General features: G+C 58.9%; 16 protein-coding genes. 15 read left to right on the forward strand and 1 reads right to left on the reverse strand.

Translation table 11 applies throughout. The features are described from left to right. Positions 1-10 precede the first annotated feature (10 nt). The 9 genes from rnhB (at position 11) to ispD (ending at position 12,141) form a co-directional block, all read left to right on the forward strand. Complete coding sequence (rnhB, locus tag AB4P97_RS01470; protein WP_042557887.1) at positions 11-637, forward strand: ribonuclease HII; 627 nt, start codon at positions 11-13, stop codon at positions 635-637. Between the two features lie 76 nt (positions 638-713). Continuing rightward, on the forward strand, positions 714-4,235 hold the full coding sequence (gene dnaE, locus AB4P97_RS01475; RefSeq protein WP_042557888.1) for a DNA polymerase III subunit alpha: 3,522 nt from the start codon (positions 714-716) through the stop codon (positions 4,233-4,235). A gap of 139 nt (positions 4,236-4,374) precedes the next feature. After that, on the forward strand, positions 4,375-5,322 hold the full coding sequence (locus tag AB4P97_RS01480) for an acetyl-CoA carboxylase carboxyltransferase subunit alpha (RefSeq protein WP_042557889.1): 948 nt from the start codon (positions 4,375-4,377) through the stop codon (positions 5,320-5,322). Between the two features lie 133 nt (positions 5,323-5,455). Beyond that, positions 5,456-6,784 (forward strand): tRNA lysidine(34) synthetase TilS, encoded by a 1,329-nt coding sequence (tilS, locus tag AB4P97_RS01485; RefSeq protein WP_042557890.1) that lies wholly within the window; start codon positions 5,456-5,458, stop codon positions 6,782-6,784. Between the two features lie 274 nt (positions 6,785-7,058). Continuing rightward, positions 7,059-8,690, forward strand: a complete 1,632-nt coding sequence (locus AB4P97_RS01490; protein WP_395601982.1) for a CTP synthase — start codon at positions 7,059-7,061, stop codon at positions 8,688-8,690. 5 nt (positions 8,691-8,695) lie between these two features. Then, positions 8,696-9,541 carry a 3-deoxy-8-phosphooctulonate synthase gene (gene kdsA / locus AB4P97_RS01495; protein ID WP_042557892.1) on the forward strand — a complete coding sequence of 282 codons (846 nt, stop codon included), beginning with the start codon at positions 8,696-8,698 and terminating at the stop codon, positions 9,539-9,541. A gap of 156 nt (positions 9,542-9,697) precedes the next feature. Then, the gene (eno, locus tag AB4P97_RS01500) at positions 9,698-10,987 is read left to right on the forward strand and encodes a phosphopyruvate hydratase (protein WP_395601983.1); all 1,290 of its coding nucleotides are present in this window, start codon (positions 9,698-9,700) and stop codon (positions 10,985-10,987) included. Between the two features lie 171 nt (positions 10,988-11,158). Next, positions 11,159-11,437, forward strand: coding sequence for a cell division protein FtsB (gene ftsB, locus AB4P97_RS01505; protein ID WP_007908838.1), 279 nt, complete (start codon positions 11,159-11,161; stop codon positions 11,435-11,437). Further along, positions 11,434-12,141: a 2-C-methyl-D-erythritol 4-phosphate cytidylyltransferase gene (gene ispD, locus AB4P97_RS01510; RefSeq protein WP_042561963.1), complete on the forward strand. Its 708-nt coding sequence runs from the start codon at positions 11,434-11,436 to the stop codon at positions 12,139-12,141. The genes ftsB and ispD overlap by 4 nt, the downstream gene beginning before the upstream one ends. Before the next feature lie 88 nt (positions 12,142-12,229). Here the strand turns inward: ispD and AB4P97_RS01515 are convergent, their stop codons facing one another. After that, the gene (locus AB4P97_RS01515; RefSeq protein WP_042557894.1) at positions 12,230-13,126 is read right to left on the reverse strand and encodes a LysR substrate-binding domain-containing protein; all 897 of its coding nucleotides are present in this window, start codon (positions 13,124-13,126) and stop codon (positions 12,230-12,232) included. Between the two features lie 116 nt (positions 13,127-13,242). On the opposite strand from AB4P97_RS01515, the gene AB4P97_RS01520 reads away from it, so the two are divergent. From AB4P97_RS01520 to AB4P97_RS01545, 6 genes are all read left to right on the forward strand, one after another. Next, positions 13,243-14,355, forward strand: coding sequence for an S-(hydroxymethyl)glutathione dehydrogenase/class III alcohol dehydrogenase (locus tag AB4P97_RS01520; protein WP_042557895.1), 1,113 nt, complete (start codon positions 13,243-13,245; stop codon positions 14,353-14,355). 65 nt (positions 14,356-14,420) lie between these two features. Next, positions 14,421-15,266, forward strand: a complete 846-nt coding sequence (gene fghA / locus AB4P97_RS01525) for an S-formylglutathione hydrolase (protein ID WP_042557896.1) — start codon at positions 14,421-14,423, stop codon at positions 15,264-15,266. Positions 15,267-15,310: 44 nt separating this feature from the next. Continuing rightward, on the forward strand, positions 15,311-15,784 hold the full coding sequence (ispF, locus tag AB4P97_RS01530; RefSeq protein WP_042557897.1) for a 2-C-methyl-D-erythritol 2,4-cyclodiphosphate synthase: 474 nt from the start codon (positions 15,311-15,313) through the stop codon (positions 15,782-15,784). Further along, entirely contained in the window at positions 15,781-16,839 is a 1,059-nt protein-coding gene (gene truD / locus AB4P97_RS01535; protein WP_395601984.1) for a tRNA pseudouridine(13) synthase TruD, read from the forward strand. The genes ispF and truD overlap by 4 nt, the downstream gene beginning before the upstream one ends. Further along, entirely contained in the window at positions 16,827-17,576 is a 750-nt protein-coding gene (surE, locus tag AB4P97_RS01540; RefSeq protein WP_042557899.1) for a 5'/3'-nucleotidase SurE, read from the forward strand. The genes truD and surE overlap by 13 nt, the downstream gene beginning before the upstream one ends. Before the next feature lie 41 nt (positions 17,577-17,617). Then, positions 17,618-18,253, forward strand: a complete 636-nt coding sequence (locus AB4P97_RS01545) for a protein-L-isoaspartate(D-aspartate) O-methyltransferase (protein WP_170947254.1) — start codon at positions 17,618-17,620, stop codon at positions 18,251-18,253. Positions 18,254-18,447 lie beyond the last annotated feature (194 nt).

Below are 18,447 nucleotides of genomic sequence, written 5' to 3' on the forward strand. Positions count from 1 at the left end.
CAAGAAAGATATGCAGATGGGCCTGGATTTCACTCTGGTTGCCGAAGTTGAAGAACTGGTCGCCGGTGTCGATGAAGTCGGTCGTGGCCCGTTGTGCGGTGCGGTGGTGACGGCGGCGGTGATCCTCGATCCGAACCGGCCGATTCTCGGTCTCAATGACTCGAAGAAACTCACCGAAGCCAAGCGTGAAAAGCTTTACGACGAGATCATCGAGAAGTCCCTGAGCTGGTGCATCGCCCGTGCCGAAGTCGAAGAAATCGACGAGCTGAACATTCTGCACGCGACCATGCTGGCCATGCAGCGCGCGGTGGCCGGGCTGCACATTCAGCCGAAACTGGCGATGATCGACGGCAATCGCTGCCCGCACTTGCCCATGCGCGCCGAAGCGGTGGTGCAGGGCGATGGCAAGGTTCCAGCCATTGCAGCGGCATCGATTCTGGCCAAGGTCAGTCGTGACCGCGAAATGGCCGCATTCGAATTGATCTATCCGGGTTACGGTATCGGTGGCCATAAAGGCTACCCGACGCCCGTTCATCTGGAAGCGTTGGTCCGTTTGGGCCCGACGCCGATTCACCGGCGCTCGTTCGCCCCGGTACGTCAGGCTTATGAAGCGCTGGAAGGTCTGACGCAGGTTTAGTCGCAAGGCTGATGTTTTGTTCGAGGCCCGGTACAATCCGGGCCTTGTTGTCTCTCTGTAACTGGACAGGATCACTATGCCGGCTTCATTCGTTCATCTACGCCTGCACACTGAATACTCCCTGGTCGACGGGCTGGTGCGGATCAAGCCGCTGGTCAAGGCGCTGACCGCCATGAACATGCCGGCGGTTGCGGTCACTGATCAGAACAACATGTGTTCCCTGGTCAAATTCTATAAAAACACCATGGGCGCAGGCATCAAGCCGATCTGCGGCGCCGACCTGTGGCTGTCGAACAAGGACCCGGACGCGCCCCTGAGCCGGCTCAGCCTGTTGGTGATGAACGCCAAGGGCTATCGCAACCTCACCGAGTTGATCTCGCGCGGCTTCATCGAAGGCCAGCGCAACGGCATGATCATCATCGAGCGCGAGTGGGTTGCCGAGGCGAATGAAGGCCTGATCATGCTGTCCGCCGCCAAAGAGGGCGAGATCGGCATGGCGCTGATCAGTGGCAACCCGGCCGAAGCCGAGGCCCTGACGCGTGAGTGGATGTCGGTGTTCCCGGACCGCTTCTATCTGGAAATCCAGCGCACCAGTCGCCCTAACGATGAAGAGCAGTTGCACGGCGCCGTGGCCCTGGCCGACAAGCTCGGCGCGCCGCTGGTGGCGAGCAACGATGTGCGTTTCATCAAGCAGGAAGACTTCGCCGCCCACGAAACCCGGGTGTGCATCGGTGAGGGCCGTGCCCTCGACGATCCTCGGCGCTCGAAGAATTACAGCGATCAGCAATACCTCAAAAGCGCCGAGGAAATGGCCGAGCTGTTCAGCGACATTCCCGACGCAATCGAAAACACCGTCGAGATCGCCAAGCGCTGCAACATCGAAGTAAAACTGGGCACACACTTTTTGCCCAACTTCCCGATTCCCGATGGCATGACCATCGACGAGTATTTCCGCAAGGTGTCCTTCGATGGTCTGGAGGAGCGGCTGGCGGTTTTGTTGCCAAAAGACACCACCGAAGATTACGACGCCAAGCGTCAGGTCTATGTCGACCGGTTGAATTTCGAGCTGGATATCATTATCCAGATGGGCTTTCCCGGTTACTTCCTGATCGTTATGGACTTCATTCAGTGGGCCAAGAGCAACGGTGTGCCGGTAGGCCCGGGCCGTGGGTCGGGTGCCGGCTCGCTGGTGGCCTATGTGCAGAAAATCACCGACCTCGATCCGCTGGAATACGACCTGCTGTTCGAACGTTTCCTTAACCCGGAACGGGTTTCCATGCCCGACTTCGACGTCGACTTCTGCATGGACGGGCGTGACCGGGTCATCGACTACGTTGCCGAGAAGTACGGCCGCAACGCGGTAAGCCAGATCATCACGTTCGGTTCGATGGCCGCCAAGGCTGTGGTGCGTGACGTGGCGCGGGTGCAGGGCAAGTCCTATGGCCTGGCGGATCGTCTGTCGAAGATGATTCCGTTCGAAGTCGGCATGACCCTGGAAAAAGCTTACGAACAGGAAGAGATCCTGCGTGATTTCATCAAGGTCGATGAAGAAGCCGCAGAAATCTGGGAGATGGCGCGCAAGCTCGAAGGCGTTGTGCGTAACGTCGGCAAGCACGCCGGTGGTGTAGTAATCGCGCCGACCAAGCTGACTGACTTCTCGCCTATCTATTGCGATGAGGCGGGCGACGGTCTGGTGACCCAGTTCGACAAGGACGACGTTGAAGCCGCCGGACTGGTGAAGTTCGACTTCCTCGGCCTGCGAACCCTGACGGTCATCGACTGGGCGCTGAAGACCATCAACCGCGACCGTGCCAAGGTCGATCAGCCGCCGCTGGACATCGCGTTCATCCCGCTGGACGACAAGCCGACCTATCAGCTACTGCAAAAAGCCGAAACCACGGCGGTGTTCCAGCTCGAGTCGCGCGGTATGAAAGAGCTGATCAAAAAGCTCAAGCCCGACTGCCTGGAAGACCTTATTGCACTGGTGGCCCTGTTCCGTCCGGGCCCGCTGCAGTCAGGCATGGTTGACGACTTCATCAACCGTAAGCACGGTCGCGCCGAACTCGCGTACCCGCACTCGGACTACCAGTACGAAGGCCTCAAGCCTGTATTGGCGCCGACTTACGGCATCATCCTGTATCAGGAACAGGTGATGCAGATTGCCCAGGTCATGGCCGGTTACACCCTTGGCGGTGCGGACATGCTGCGTCGGGCCATGGGTAAGAAAAAACCCGAAGAAATGGCCAAGCAGCGCGGCGGTTTCATTGAAGGTTGCAAGACCAACAATATCGATGCGGACCTGGCCGGTAACATTTTCGACCTGGTGGAAAAGTTCGCCGGTTACGGCTTCAACAAGTCTCACTCTGCCGCTTACGGTCTGGTGTCGTATCAGACCGCTTGGCTGAAGACGCATTACCCGGCGCCGTTCATGGCGGCGGTACTGTCGGCGGATATGCACAACACCGACAAGGTCGTGACCTTGATCGAAGAAATTCGCACCATGAAGCTGCGTCTCGACGCACCGGATGTGAATAATTCGGAGTTCAAGTTCACGGTGAACGACGACGGCCGCATCGTCTATGGCCTCGGCGCAATCAAAGGCGTTGGCGAAGGCCCGGTGGAAGCGATCACCGAGGCGCGTCAGGCGGGACCGTTCAAGGATCTGTTCGACTTCTGCGCCCGCGTCGACCTCAAACGCATCAACAAGCGCACCCTTGATGGCTTGATCCGCAGCGGTGCGCTGGATCGTCTCGGTCCGTATTTTCACGACGAACAGAAGGCTTATCAGGCCAACATCGATCGCAACCGCGCCGTGCTGCTGGCGGCGATGGAAGAGGCAATCAAGTCAGCCGAACAGACCGCCCGTACCCGCGACAGTGGCCACGCCGACCTGTTTGGCGGGCTGTTCGTCGAGGAAGACGCCGATGTGTATGCGGTGCATCGCAAGGCCAAGGAGCTGACTCTCAAGGAACGTCTCAAGGGTGAGAAAGACACCTTGGGCCTTTACCTTACCGGCCACCCGATCGACGAATACGAAGGCGAAATTCGTCGTTTCGCCCGTCAGCGCATCATCGACCTGAAACCGGCGCGCGATACGCAAACCGTGGCGGGGATGATCATTGCCCTGCGGGTGATGAAGAACAAGAAGGGCGACAAGATGGGTTTCATCACCCTCGACGACCGCTCCGGGCGGATCGAGGCGTCGCTGTTTGCCGAGGCGTTCCACTCGGCGCAGTCGCTGCTGCAGACCGACGCGATGGTGGTGGTCGAAGGCGAAGTCAGTAACGACGACTTCTCCGGTGGCCTGCGCCTGCGGGTCAAGCGGGTGATGAGCATGGAAGATGCGCGTACCAACCTCGCCGAGAGCCTGCGTCTGAAGTTGCAGACGCAGGATCTCAAAGGCGATCAGCTACGCTGGTTGGGTGATCTGCTCAAGCGTCATCGCGGGGCGTGCCCGATCACAATGGAGTACACCAGCCCTGATGCGAAGACCTTGCTGCAGTTCGGCGAGACCTGGCGAATCGACCCGGCGGATGCCTTGATTCAAGCCCTGCGTGACCAGTTCGGGCGAGACAACGTCTTCCTCCAATACCGTTGACCGGCAGGTGCCATCATTGCACTTGCCCGCAACCTGAATTTTTAATCTCGACCTCAGCGCGCCTCTCCCTTAAGGTAGGGCGCGAATAGACAACCGGCCGGCCCAAGCTCATTTGGGACACGACCCAAGACGGACGCCTATGAACCCGAATTTTCTAGATTTCGAACAGCCGATCGCCGACCTGCAAGCCAAGATCGAAGAGTTGCGCTTGGTCGGTAATGACAATTCGCTGAATATCGGCGATGAGATCTCCCGCCTGCAGGACAAGAGCAAAACGCTGACCGAAGACATCTTCGGCAAGCTGACCAGCTGGCAGATCGCACGCCTGGCACGTCACCCGAAACGTCCGTACACCCTGGACTACATCGAACACATCTTCACCGAGTTCGACGAACTGCACGGCGATCGCCATTTCTCCGACGACGCTGCAATCGTTGGCGGTATTGCCCGTCTGGACGACCAGCCAGTGATGATCATCGGTCACCAGAAGGGCCGCGAAGTACGCGAGAAGGTTCGCCGCAACTTCGGCATGCCGCGTCCGGAAGGCTACCGTAAGGCTTGCCGTCTGATGGAGATGGCCGAGCGTTTCAAAATGCCGATCCTGACGTTCATCGACACGCCGGGCGCCTACCCTGGCATCGACGCTGAAGAGCGCAACCAGAGCGAAGCGATCGCCTGGAACCTGCGTGTCATGTCGCGCCTGAAAACTCCGATCATCGCCACCGTCATCGGTGAAGGCGGTTCCGGCGGCGCATTGGCGATCGGCGTGTGCGATCAGTTGAACATGTTGCAGTACTCGACCTACGCGGTGATTTCGCCGGAAGGTTGCGCCTCGATTCTGTGGAAAACCGCCGAAAAAGCACCGGATGCCGCTGAAGCGATGGGCATCACTGCCGAGCGTCTGAAAGGCCTGGGCATTGTCGACAAGGTTATCGGCGAGCCTCTGGGCGGCGCCCATCGTGACCCGGCAGCCGCTGCGGCGTCGATCCGTGCCGAGCTGAGCTCGCAACTGGCGATGCTGAAGAAGTTCGACAACGAAGCGCTGCTCAAGCGCCGTTATGATCGACTGATGAGCTACGGTCTCTAAGTCGAAACGCGATACCTGATGTGGGAGCGAGCCTGCTCGCGAAAGCGATATGACAATCGACGAATGTGTTGAATGTTAAACCGTCTTCGCGAACAGGCTCGCTCCCACATTTGATTGAGGCAAAGAGAACGATATGGGGCAGTCCATGATTGATTTGCCTTCCCGGCTTTTGCTTAATCTTTCAGCCTGGCGCAATGCCAGGAACTGGCGCGTCGCTTTCTCCGGCGGCCTCGATTCCACTGTCCTCCTGCATCTGCTGGCCCATCTCGCCAAAACCGAGTCCCTCCCGACGCTAAGCGCCATCCACATCCATCACGGCCTTCAGGCTGCAGCCGATGCGTGGCCGGAACATTGCCAGGCGGTCTGCGATGCGTTGAGCATTCCATTGCAAGTGGAGCGGGTGAAGGTGCAACCGGGGGCGAGTCTTGAGCGGGCGGCGCGGGATGCGCGTTATGCGGTGTTCGGTTCGGTAAACCAGTCCAACGACGTTTTGCTGACCGGTCAGCACCGCGACGATCAGGCGGAAACCCTGTTGTTTCGTCTGTTGCGCGGTGCCGGCGTGCGTGGGCTTTCGGCAATGCCGGCGCAACGTCCGTTGGGGCAGGGCACGTTGGTTCGGCCTTTGCTCGACGTCACTCGCGCCGAACTTGAAGCCTACGCCGCGGCGCACCAGTTGCAATGGATCGAAGACCCGTCAAACGAAGATCGGCAATTTTCGCGCAATTACCTGCGTCATCAGATCGTGCCGCTGCTGACCGGGCGCTGGCCGCAAGCGCAAGCCAACATGGCCCGCAGCGCCGCGCATCTGCGTGAGGCGCAAGGCTTGCTGGATGAGCTGGCACAGATCGATCTGGCGCACGGCAAAGCCTCGACTGATTTCGACTGGCTGTGCGTGCCGTCGCTGGAATTGGCACCGTTGGCGGCGTTGTCCGTCGCCCGTCAGCGAAATGCATTGAGCCACTGGCTCGAACCACTCACCCGGCTGCCTGATACTGACCATTGGTCGGGTTGGACGGATTTGTGCGATGCCGCCAACGATGCATCGCCGGTCTGGCGTTTGGCCGATGGCGAGTTGCACCGCAGCGCCGGTCGTCTCTGGTGGCTGAGCGGCGATTGGCTGCGTGCGCCAGTGATCGGCGGCGAGTGGCACACCCCGACATCACCGCTACGCTTGTCCGGTAACGGGGTCGTCGTGTTCAGTGGCCAGATGCCTTGCGGGCCGTTGCGCATTGCTTACCGTCAGGGCGGGGAATTGATGCATCTGGCCGATCGTGGCCATCGTGATCTCAAACGGTTGCTCAACGAACGTGCGGTGCCGGCCTTCGTGCGTGGCAGATTGCCGCTGCTGTTTCGCGGTGAAGAATTGCTCGCGGTGGCAAACCTGCCGGGCCTTGATGGCAATGCGCAGGACGGCTGGAAATTGCATTGGCAGCCAACAGACGAAGATCAAGGTTTGAGATGAAAGGGGCATTCCGGTAGACTACGCTCCCTTCTTGATACAACTTCTGTGGATTCGCCTGAATTGCAGGAGTTGCCGATTACCAAGCAGTCTTTGCTGGGCGATTCCAAAAAATGTGTAGCGAGCAACGTACCGGTGTTTCATCTGCCGGTCTGTCCCAACGCGGCGGTTTTTTTGAAAGGTGCACTGTGATTAATGCAGGTGATCGGGGGCTTCGGCCTTCCTTCGCTTTCCCCGGCGGCTCGTACCGCTTTAACGCAGACTTCTAGGGTTTTTCATGACGCGCTACATATTCGTCACGGGCGGTGTTGTTTCTTCATTGGGGAAAGGCATTGCCTCGGCTTCATTGGCGGCTATCCTGGAGGCGCGGGGGCTTAAGGTCACCATGCTTAAGCTGGATCCGTACATCAACGTCGACCCGGGCACCATGAGCCCGTTCCAGCATGGTGAAGTGTTCGTCACCCACGACGGCGCCGAGACCGACCTGGACCTGGGCCACTACGAGCGGTTCATCCGCACGACCATGACCCAGAACAACAACTTCACCACCGGCCGTGTTTATGAACACGTGCTGCGCAAAGAGCGCCGTGGTGACTACCTGGGTGCAACCATCCAGGTGATTCCGCACATTACCGACGAAATCAAGCGCCGCATCATCAAGGGTGCAGGCGATGCCGACGTGGCGATGGTCGAAATCGGTGGCACCGTGGGTGACATCGAGTCGCAACCGTTCCTCGAAGCCATCCGTCAGCTGCGATTCGAAGTCGGCGCCAAGCGCGCGATGCTGATGCACCTGACGCTGGTGCCGTACATCGCCACCGCCGGCGAAACCAAAACCAAGCCAACCCAGCACTCGGTCAAGGAACTGCGTTCCATCGGCCTGCAGCCTGACGTGCTGGTTTGCCGCTCCGATCACCCGATCGACATCTCGTCGCGTCGCAAGATCGCGCAGTTCACCAACGTTGAAGAGCGTGCGGTCATCGCTCTGGAAGACGCCGACACCATCTACAAGATCCCGGGCATTCTGCATTCGCAGGGTCTGGACGATTTCGTCGTCGAGCGTTTCGGTCTGCAGTGCGGCGGTGCCGATCTGTCCGAGTGGGAAGCTGTGGTTGATGCCAAGCTGAACCCGGAACACGAAGTCACCATCGCCATGGTCGGCAAGTACATGGAACTGCTGGACGCCTACAAGTCGCTGATCGAAGCGATGAGCCATGCGGGCATCAGCAACCGTACCAAGGTCAACCTGCGCTACATCGATTCCGAAGACATCGAAAACCAGGGCACTGCGCTGCTGGAAGGCGTAGACGCCATCCTCGTTCCGGGCGGTTTCGGTCTGCGCGGCGTGGAAGGCAAGATCACTGCCGTTCAGTACGCTCGCGAAAACAAGGTTCCGTACCTGGGTATCTGCCTGGGCATGCAAGTGGCGGTCATCGAGTTCGCTCGTAACGTCATGGGCTGGAAAGACGCCAACTCCACCGAGTTCGATCGCGCCAGCGGCCACCCGGTTGTCGGCCTGATCACCGAGTGGGAAGACGCCACCGGTGCCGTAGAAATGCGTACTGAAGCCTCCGATCTGGGCGGCACCATGCGCCTCGGCGCTCAGGAATGCCTGCTCGAAACCGGCTCCAAAGTGCACGATTGCTACGGCAAGGACGTGATCGTCGAGCGTCACCGTCACCGTTACGAAGTGAACAACAACCTGCTGCCGCAAATCATCGAGGCCGGCCTGAAGATTTCCGGTCGCTCCGCTGATGCAGCCCTGGTTGAAGTGGTTGAAGCGCCGGATCATCCATGGTTCGTCGCTTGCCAGTTTCACCCAGAGTTCACCTCGACACCACGTGATGGCCATCCGCTGTTCAGCGGCTTCGTCAAAGCAGCGTTGGCTCAACACCAGAAGAAGGCGTAACCCCGATGGCACAGAAGATCATCCGCGTCGGCGACATCGAGATTGCCAACGACAAACCCATGGTGCTGTTCGGCGGCATGAACGTGCTGGAAAGCCGTGACATGGCCATGCAGGTTTGCGAAGAGTATGTGAAGGTCACCGAAAAACTCGGTATCCCTTACGTGTTCAAGGCCAGTTTCGACAAGGCCAACCGTTCTTCTGTGGCCTCGTATCGCGGTCCTGGCCTGGAAGAGGGCATGCGCATCTTCCAGGACATCAAGCAGGCTTTTGGCGTGCCGATCATCACCGACGTCCACGAGCCTGAACAGGCCGCGGTCGTCGCCGAGATCTGCGACATCATCCAGTTGCCGGCCTTCCTGTCGCGCCAGACCGATCTGGTCGTGGCGATGGCCAAGACCAACGCGATCATCAACATCAAGAAAGCCCAGTTCCTCGCCCCTCAGGAAATGAAACACATCCTGAACAAGTGCGTTGAAGCGGGTAATGATCAACTGATCCTCTGCGAGCGTGGTTCGAGCTTCGGCTATAACAACCTCGTGGTCGACATGCTCGGCTTCGGCATCATGAAGCAGTTCGAGTACCCGGTATTCTTCGACGTGACCCATTCGCTGCAAATGCCTGGCGGTCGTTCCGACTCCGCCGGCGGTCGCCGTGCACAGGTCCTGGACCTCGCCAAGGCTGGCATGAGCCAAGGTCTGGCAGGTCTGTTCCTCGAAGCTCATCCGGATCCGGACAACGCCAAATGCGACGGCCCTTGCGCCTTGCGTCTGGACAAACTGGAGCCATTCCTGGCCCAGCTCAAAGCCTTGGACGAACTGGTTAAGAGTTTTCCGACGGTAGAAACCGCGTAAACCTCAATTCTCCGGTAAAGTACCGCACGATTTGTCGCTCATGCCCTCGGGCATGAGCGTTATCGTCTGCAAATCTGCCCGCTGCACCCCCTTGCCGACGGTAAAAAGATTTCCTCTAGCTGCGTCGTTTTCGTCAACTTTGGAGTGTTTACAACAATGGCAAAAATCGTCGACATCAAAGGTCGTGAAGTTCTCGACTCCCGTGGCAATCCCACCGTGGAAGCGGACGTGCTTCTCGACAACGGCATCATCGGCAGCGCATGCGCGCCGTCCGGTGCATCCACTGGCTCGCGTGAAGCGCTCGAGCTGCGTGATGGCGACAAGAGCCGTTACCTGGGCAAGGGCGTGCTTAAAGCGGTAGCCAACATCAATGGCCCGATCCGCGATCTGCTGCTGGGCACTGACCCAAGCGATCAGAAAGCCCTCGATCACGCGATGATCAAGCTCGACGGTACCGAAAACAAAGCGACCCTGGGCGCCAACGCCATTCTCGCCGTGTCCCTGGCTGCGGCCAAGGCTGCTGCACAGGATCAGGACCTGCCGCTGTACGCTCACATCGCCAACCTGAACGGCACCCCGGGTGTGTACTCGATGCCGGTTCCGATGATGAACATCATCAACGGTGGCGAGCACGCCGATAACAACGTCGACATTCAGGAATTCATGGTTCAGCCGGTTGGCGCCAAGTCTTTCTCGGAAGGTCTGCGCATGGGCACCGAGATTTTCCATCACCTCAAAGCTGTGCTGAAGGCCCGTGGCCTGAGCACTGCTGTCGGCGACGAAGGTGGTTTCGCGCCTAACCTGGCTTCCAACGAAGACGCGCTGAAAGTGATTTCTGAAGCCGTGGCCAACGCCGGTTACAAGCTGGGCACCGACGTGACCCTGGCCCTGGACTGCGCAGCCAGCGAATTCTACGAAGACGGCAAGTACAACCTGTCCGGCGAAGGCCAGGTGTTCACTGCTGAAGGTTTCGCCGACTACCTCAAAGGTCTGACCGAGCGTTACCCGATCATCTCCATCGAAGACGGTCTGGACGAGTCCGACTGGGCTGGCTGGAAAATTCTCACCGACAAAATCGGCGAGAAAGTGCAGTTGGTGGGCGACGATCTGTTCGTGACCAACACCAAGATCCTGAAAGAAGGCATCCATAAAAAGATCGCCAACTCGATCCTGATCAAGTTCAACCAGATCGGCACCCTGACCGAAACCCTGGAAGCCATCCAGATGGCCAAGGCTGCCGGTTACACCGCAGTGATCTCGCACCGTTCCGGCGAAACCGAAGATTCGACCATTGCCGACCTGGCTGTGGGCACCTCGGCTGGCCAGATCAAGACCGGTTCGCTGTGCCGTTCCGACCGCGTTTCCAAGTACAACCAACTGCTGCGTATCGAAGAGCAGTTGAATGGCAAAGCCAAGTACAACGGTCGTAGCGAGTTCCGCGGTTAAGCTGAAACTGATAAAAGGACACCGGATTGTGTCGAAAAAGTCGTGACAGCGATGGATTTGCCACTAATCTGATGCCTTAACAGCACAAGCCTGGATTTTCCAGGCTTCGTGCTATCAGACGCTGCAAAGTTTTGGCGTGGCTGTCTTTTTTCACTGGATACCTGATATTCGATGCGCAGTCCTTACTGGTTGTTTCTCGTTTTGCTCCTGCTGCTGGCCGGTCTGCAGTACCGCCTGTGGGTGGGCAATGGCAGTCTGGCGCAAGTCGCCGAGCTGAATCAGCAGATTGCTGATCAACATGCCGAGAACGAAGGTTTGCTGGAGCGTAACCGGGTGATGGACGCTGAGGTCAGCGAGTTGAAGAAAGGCATGGAGACCGTTGAAGAGCGGGCTCGTCACGAGTTGGGCATGGTCAAGGACGGCGAAACCCTTTACCAGTTGGCTCAATGATCAATTCCCTGCCGGCCTTCTGGGCCGTGATTCCTGCCGCGGGCGTCGGTGCCCGAATGGCCGCGGACCGTCCCAAGCAATATCTGCAACTGGGCGGGCGCACAATTCTCGAACACAGCCTCGGCTGTTTCCTCGATCACCCGAGCCTCAAGGGTTTGGTGGTCAGTGTTGCTGTTGATGATCCTTATTGGCCGAGCCTGGCATGCGTCAACGATCCGCGTATTCAGTGCGTTGACGGCGGTGCCGAGCGTTCCGGTTCGGTGCTCAATGCCTTGCTGCATTTGCACGCGCAAGGTGCGGACGATGAGGACTGGGTGCTGGTGCACGATGCGGCGCGGCCCAATCTGAGTCGCGATGATCTCGACAAATTACTCGCTGAACTGGCGGATGACCCGGTAGGTGGTTTGCTGGCGGTTCCTGCGCGCGACACCCTCAAGCGGATCGACAAGCACGGTCGTGTGGTTGAAACCGTTGACCGCAGCGTGATCTGGCAGGCTTACACGCCGCAGATGTTCCGCCTCGGTGCACTGCATCGCGCATTGGCGGACAGCCTGGTGGCGGATGCGGTGATTACCGATGAAGCTTCGGCGATGGAGTGGGCGGGGCAGGCACCCCGTCTGATCGAAGGGCGTGCGGATAACCTCAAGGTGACCCGCCCGGAAGATCTGGAGTGGTTGCGTCAGCGTTGGGCCAACCGCCGCTAAAAGATCGCAGCCTGCGGCAGCTCCTACAAGGGGATTTGCCGCGACAAAAACCACCGTAGGAGCTGCCGCAGGCTGCGATCTTTTGATCTTAAATCCGATACTCTGGCCGTTCGGCCAACCCTTCCTTAAGAAAGTCCACCAACTTGCGCACCTTCGGCGACAAATGTCGCTGTTGCGGATACAGGGCCCACACTGCGGTATTCGGCGGCTGATGAGCCTCCAACAACGAAATCAATGCGCCGCTGTGCAAGTGCTCCAGCACGTAGTAGTCCGGCAACTGACACAAACCGACCCCTTGTAAAGCTGCATCCAGCACCGCTTGCCCACTGTTGCAACGCCAGTTTCCCTGCACTCGCTGGGAAAATTCCCGCCCATTTTGCTCAAGCTGCCAGATGTCCGTGCTGCCGATCAGGCAATTATGCCGGCTCAGTTCCGACAGGCTGTGTGGTCGTCCATACCGTTCCAGGTAGGACGGAGACGCGCAGAGGTACATGCGCCGTGGCGCCAGGCGCGTCGCGACCAGTCGTGAATCTTGCAATCGTCCCAATCGAATCGCCAGATCCAGCCCCTCATGCACCAGATCGAGTTGACGATTGCTCAGCTCAATATCGATGCGCAGTTGCGGGTAGAGCCCCATGAACCGTGTCACCAGCGGCACGATAAATCGCTCGCCATAGGCCACAGCGCACGTCATGCGCAGCATGCCTTTGGGTTCGCTGGTCAGATCGCCAACCGCGCGCAAGGCTTCTTCGCGACCGTCCTGCAAGCGCTGGCAGTGTTGCAGGAATGTCTGCCCGGCTTCGGTCAGCGTCACCCTGCGGGTACTGCGATAGAGCAGGCGCGTCTGCAATCGCTCTTCGAGTCGTACGATTTGTCGACTGATGTGCGAGGAAGAAACCCCGAGACGTTCGGCAGCGGCGGTGAATTGGCTGCATTCAGCAACGGCGACAAACTCGTCGATGCCTTCCCAGCGGTTTTCGGACATCAGGATTATCCCTGTATGGCAATAATGTTTTGCTTTTGGCCGGATTATTCATCGTCAGGCCATGTATTACACTCCTTGTCTGCTTTTTTATTTAATGGATTCACGGGAGAGTCAGCATGATCAAGTCGCGCGCCGCCGTTGCCTTCGAGGCCAAGAAGCCGCTGGAAATCGTAGAAGTTGATGTCGCCATGCCCAAGGCTGGCGAAGTGCTGCTGCGGGTAGTCGCTTCCGGTGTTTGCCATACTGATGCCTACACTTTGTCCGGCGCTGACCCGGAAGGGATCTTCCCTTCGATCCTCGGCCACGAGGGCGGCGCCATCGTTGAGGCGATCGGCGAAGGCGTGACATCGGTTGCTGTCGGCGATCACGTTATCCCGCTCTACACCCCGGAGTGTGGCCAGTGCAAATTCTGCAAGTCGGGCAAGACCAATCTGTGTCAGGCCATTCGTGCGACCCAGGGCAAAGGCCTGATGCCGGATGGCACTTCGCGTTTTTCCTACAAGGGCGAAACGATTTTCCACTACATGGGTACTTCGACCTTCTCGGAATACACCGTGTTGCCGGAAATTTCCGTGGCCAAAATCGCTAAAGACGCGCCGCTGGAAAAAGTCTGCCTGCTTGGCTGCGGCGTCACCACCGGTATCGGTGCAGTGCTCAATACCGCCAAGGTCAAACCGGGCGACACCGTGGCCATTTTCGGTTTGGGCGGCATCGGTCTGTCGGCTGTCATCGGTGCAGTGAAGGCCAAGGCCGCGCGCATCATCGCCATCGACATCAACCCGGCCAAGTTCGAAATCGCCAAGCAGCTAGGTGCGACTGATTGCGTAAACCCGAAAGACTTCGACCGTCCGATTCAGGAAGTCATCGTCGACATGACCGATGGCGGCGTCGACTTTTCCTTCGAGTGCATCGGCAACGTGCAACTGATGCGCGCCGCCCTCGAGTGCTGCCATAAAGGCTGGGGCGAGTCGGTCATCATCGGTGTCGCCGGTGCCGGTCAGGAAATCGCTACCCGTCCGTTCCAGTTGGTCACCGGTCGCGTCTGGCGCGGTTCGGCATTCGGCGGCGTACGTGGCCGCAGCGAATTGCCAAGCTATGTCGACATGGCCCAGAGCGGTGAAATTCCGCTGGATACCTTCATCACCCACACCATGGGCCTGGAAGATATCAACAAGGCGTTCGACCTGATGCACGAAGGCAAGAGCATTCGTACCGTCATCCATTTCTGATCAATCGTGATGTCATGGCTACAAGTCTTGAAGGCTTGTGGCCGTGACCGCGTAGGAGTCTTTACATGAGCCTGGAAAATATCTCCTGTCAGAAGAGTTTTGGCGGTTGGCACAAGCGTTATCGTCACCGTTCCGACGTGCTGGGCTGCGACATGGTATTTGCCGTGTACCTGCCACCGCAGGCCGAGCAGGGCGGCAAGCTGCCGGTGTTGTACTGGCTGTCGGGGCTGACCTGTACCGACGAGAATTTCATGCACAAGGCCGGCGCGTTGCGCATGGCTGCTGAACTCGGCCTGATCATCGTCGCACCGGACACCAGCCCGCGTGGTCCCGATGTGCCGGGCGATCCGGATGGTGCGTGGGACTTTGGTCTCGGTGCCGGGTTTTATCTGAATGCCACGCAGGAACCCTGGTCGCGGCACTATCGGATGCATGACTATGTCGTGCAGGAATTGCCTTCACTGGTTGAAGCGCATTTCCCGGCCTCGGATAAACGCAGCATCAGCGGCCACTCCATGGGTGGCCACGGTGCGTTGGTATGTGCCTTGCGCAATCCGGGACGTTATCAGTCGGTGTCGGCCTTTTCGCCGATCAACAACCCGATGGATTGTCCTTGGGGGCAGAAGGCATTTTCGCGTTATCTGGGTGAAGACCGTTCGAAGTGGAAAGAGTGGGATGCCTGTGCGCTGATCGCCGAGGCTGACGAGAAGCTCCCGTTGTTGGTCGATCAAGGTGATCGCGATGACTTCCTCGCGACTCAGCTTAAACCCGAAGCTCTGCAACAAGCGGCCAAACAAGCGGGTCATCCGCTGACGCTGCGCCTGCAACCGGGCTACGACCACAGCTATTTCTTCATCTCAAGCTTTATAGACGACCACTTGCAGCATCACGCACAAGCCCTTCGGGGCTAATGCAGGTAGAATCACGCCCTGACAAAAATCGGGGCGTTTTTTTTATGCGTATTGGCCACGGCTATGATGTGCACCGTTTCGCTGAAGGCGATTTCATTACTCTGGGCGGCGTGCGCATTGCACACAGCTTCGGGCTGCTCGCTCATTCCGACGGTGACGTCCTGCTGCACGCCTTGAGCGATGCCTTGCTCGGCGCGGCTGCGCTGGGGGATATCGGCAAACACTTCCCGGATACCGACCCACAATTCAAGGGCGCCGACAGCCGTGCGTTGTTGCGTCATGTGGTCGGTCTGATCCACGCCAAGGGCTGGAAAGTCGGCAACGTCGATAACACCATCGTTGCCCAGGCGCCGAAAATGGCCCCGCATATCGAATCGATGCGCGCACTGATCGCCGCGGATCTTCAAGTTGAGTTGGATCAAGTGAACGTGAAAGCTACCACCACCGAAAAGCTTGGCTTTGTCGGTCGCGAAGAAGGCATCGCCGTGCACTCCGTTGCCTTGTTGCTGCGCGCATGAATGAACTGCAATTGCTCGGCCCGCGCGCCTATGGCGAACCCCTCGGCACCGCGGTACTGAAAGCCATCGCTGAAGATTTTCAGGTGGATGAAGTGCTGGATATCCCGTTCAGCGGCGACGGCGAACATCTGTGGATCTGGGTGGAAAAGCGTGGCCTGAACACCGAGGAAGCCGCACGGCGTATCGCCAAGGCTGCCGGTGTGCCGCTGCGCACTGTCAGCTACGCCGGTCTCAAGGATCGTCAGGCGCTGACCCGTCAGTGGTTCAGTGTGCAACTGCCGGGCAAGGCAGATCCTGATCTGTCGGCGGCGGAAAACGACACGTTGAAAATACTCAAGACCACTCGCCACAAGCGCAAGCTGCAACGCGGCGCGCATTCGGCGAATGGTTTCACGTTGCGCCTGACACAGTTCGCCGGCGACAAAGCCGCGATTGAAGAGCGCCTGCAACTGATCGTCAAACAAGGTATTCCCAATTATTTCGGCGCCCAGCGTTTCGGCCATGACGGCGGCAACGTCGTCGATGCCCGATCGTGGGCGGCGCGCAAGGCCTTGCCGGAGCAGCGCAATGTACGCTCGCGACTGCTGTCGACGGCGCGCAGTTTTCTGTTTAACCAGGTGTTGGCTGCACGTGTGGCGGATGGCACCTGGCAGCGCGCGCTGGTTGGCGATCTGCTGGCTTTCACCGATAGCCGTAGTTTCTTCCCGGCCGGTGAAGCTGAATTGAGCGACCCGCGTCTGGCGATTCTCGATCTGCATCCGACCGGCCCGCAGTGGGGTGAAGGTGACTCTCCGGCTGCTGGCGCTGTCCATGATCTGGAGCAGGGGATTGCCGCGCGTGAAGCGGATCTGCGCGATTGGTTGATCAACGCCGGCATGAGTCACGAACGTCGCATCCTGCGGCTGCCCATTGGCGGGTTGACGTGGCATTATCCCCAGTCTGACATTCTGCAACTGGAATTCGTCCTCCCGGCCGGATGCTTCGCCACTGTATTGGTGCGCGAGCTCGTTGATCTGGTGCCGGTGGGGCAGACGGACAGCCCATGCGTATTCTGATTTCTAACGATGATGGGGTAACCGCACCCGGTCTCGCCGCGCTTTATGCTGCGCTGGCGGATTACACCGAGTGCGTGGTTATCGCCCCTGAGCAGGACAAAAGCGGCGCCAGCAGTTCGCTGACGCTCGACCGTCCGTTGCACCCGCAATACCTGGCCAACGGCTTTATCAGCCTCAACGGCACGCCAACCGACTGCGTACATCTGGGCCTGAACGGGTTGCTGGAGCGCCAGCCGGACATGGTGGTTTCCGGGATCAATCTCGGCGCCAACCTTGGCGATGACGTGTTGTATTCCGGGACGGTGGCGGCGGCCCTTGAAGGACGCTTCCTCGAGCGCCCATCGTTCGCCTTCTCGCTGGTCTCACGCCAGGTCGATAATCTTCCTACAGCGACCTACTTTGCGCGCAAACTGGTCGAAGCCCACGCCGGGCTCGATTTGCCACCGCGCACGGTGCTCAACGTGAACATTCCCAATCTGCCGATCGACCACATTCGCGGCATCCAGCTGACCCGACTGGGGCACCGTGCCCGGGCGGCGGCGCCGATGAAAGTGGTCGACCCGCGTGGCAAGGCCGGTTACTGGATTGCTGCCGCCGGCGATGCCGAAGATGGCGGCCCGGGCACTGACTTTCATGCGGTGATGCAGGGCTATGTTTCCATCACGCCACTGCAACTCGATCGCACCTTCAACGACGCCTTCAGAAGTCTCGATGGCTGGCTGGAGGGACTGCGCTGATGGCTCGTGAACACGAAGACAGAATGCGCAGCGGCATCGGCATGACGTCCCAGCGCACGCGGGAGCGTTTGATCCAGCGTCTGTATGAAGAAGGTCTGTCCAACGCCAAGGTGCTGGAAGTCATCCGGCGCACGCCGCGTCACCTGTTCGTCGACGAAGCGTTGGCGCACCGCGCTTATGAAGATACTGCGCTGCCGATCGGCCATAACCAGACCATCTCCCAGCCTTATATGGTGGCGCGCATGAGCGAGCTGCTGTTGGAGGCGGGCCCGTTGGACAAGGTGCTGGAGATCGGCACCGGTTCCGGTTACCAGACTGCCGTGTTGTCGCAACTGGTTGAGCGGGTGTTCTCGGTCGAGCGCATCAAGGTCTTGCAGGATCGGGCCAAGGAGCGTCTGGTCGAACTCAATCTGCGCAACGTGGTGTTTCGTTGGGGGGACGGTTGGGAAGGCTGGCCGGCGCTGGCACCGTACAACGGCATTATTGTGACTGCCGTGGCCACCGATGTGCCGCAAGCGTTGCTTGATCAACTGGCACCGGGCGGGCGATTGGTGATCCCGGTCGGTTCCGGAGAAGTGCAGCAATTGATGCTGATCGTGCGCGAAGAAAATGGTTTTTCTCGACACGTTTTAGGCGCCGTGCGTTTCGTGCCATTGCTCAATGGTCCACTGGCCTGAGCATTTGTTCAACGGCGCTGAATTCCTTTCGCTGGCCTTGGTCTTACACCGGCGGCGATCGTTTAAACGCAGCAGATTGTCAGCTTGCAAACGTGTGCGTGAAGCGAATTCGCTTCATTAAAGGTAAAGCCGATTCGGCCCGTTATACTTGCGACACCTCATGCCGGAGTTCGGCATTCGAATTTTTCAGCCAC

The sequence above is a fragment of the Pseudomonas sp. A1230 genome (assembly GCF_044218825.1).
Classification (GTDB): domain Bacteria; phylum Pseudomonadota; class Gammaproteobacteria; order Pseudomonadales; family Pseudomonadaceae; genus Aquipseudomonas; species Aquipseudomonas iridis.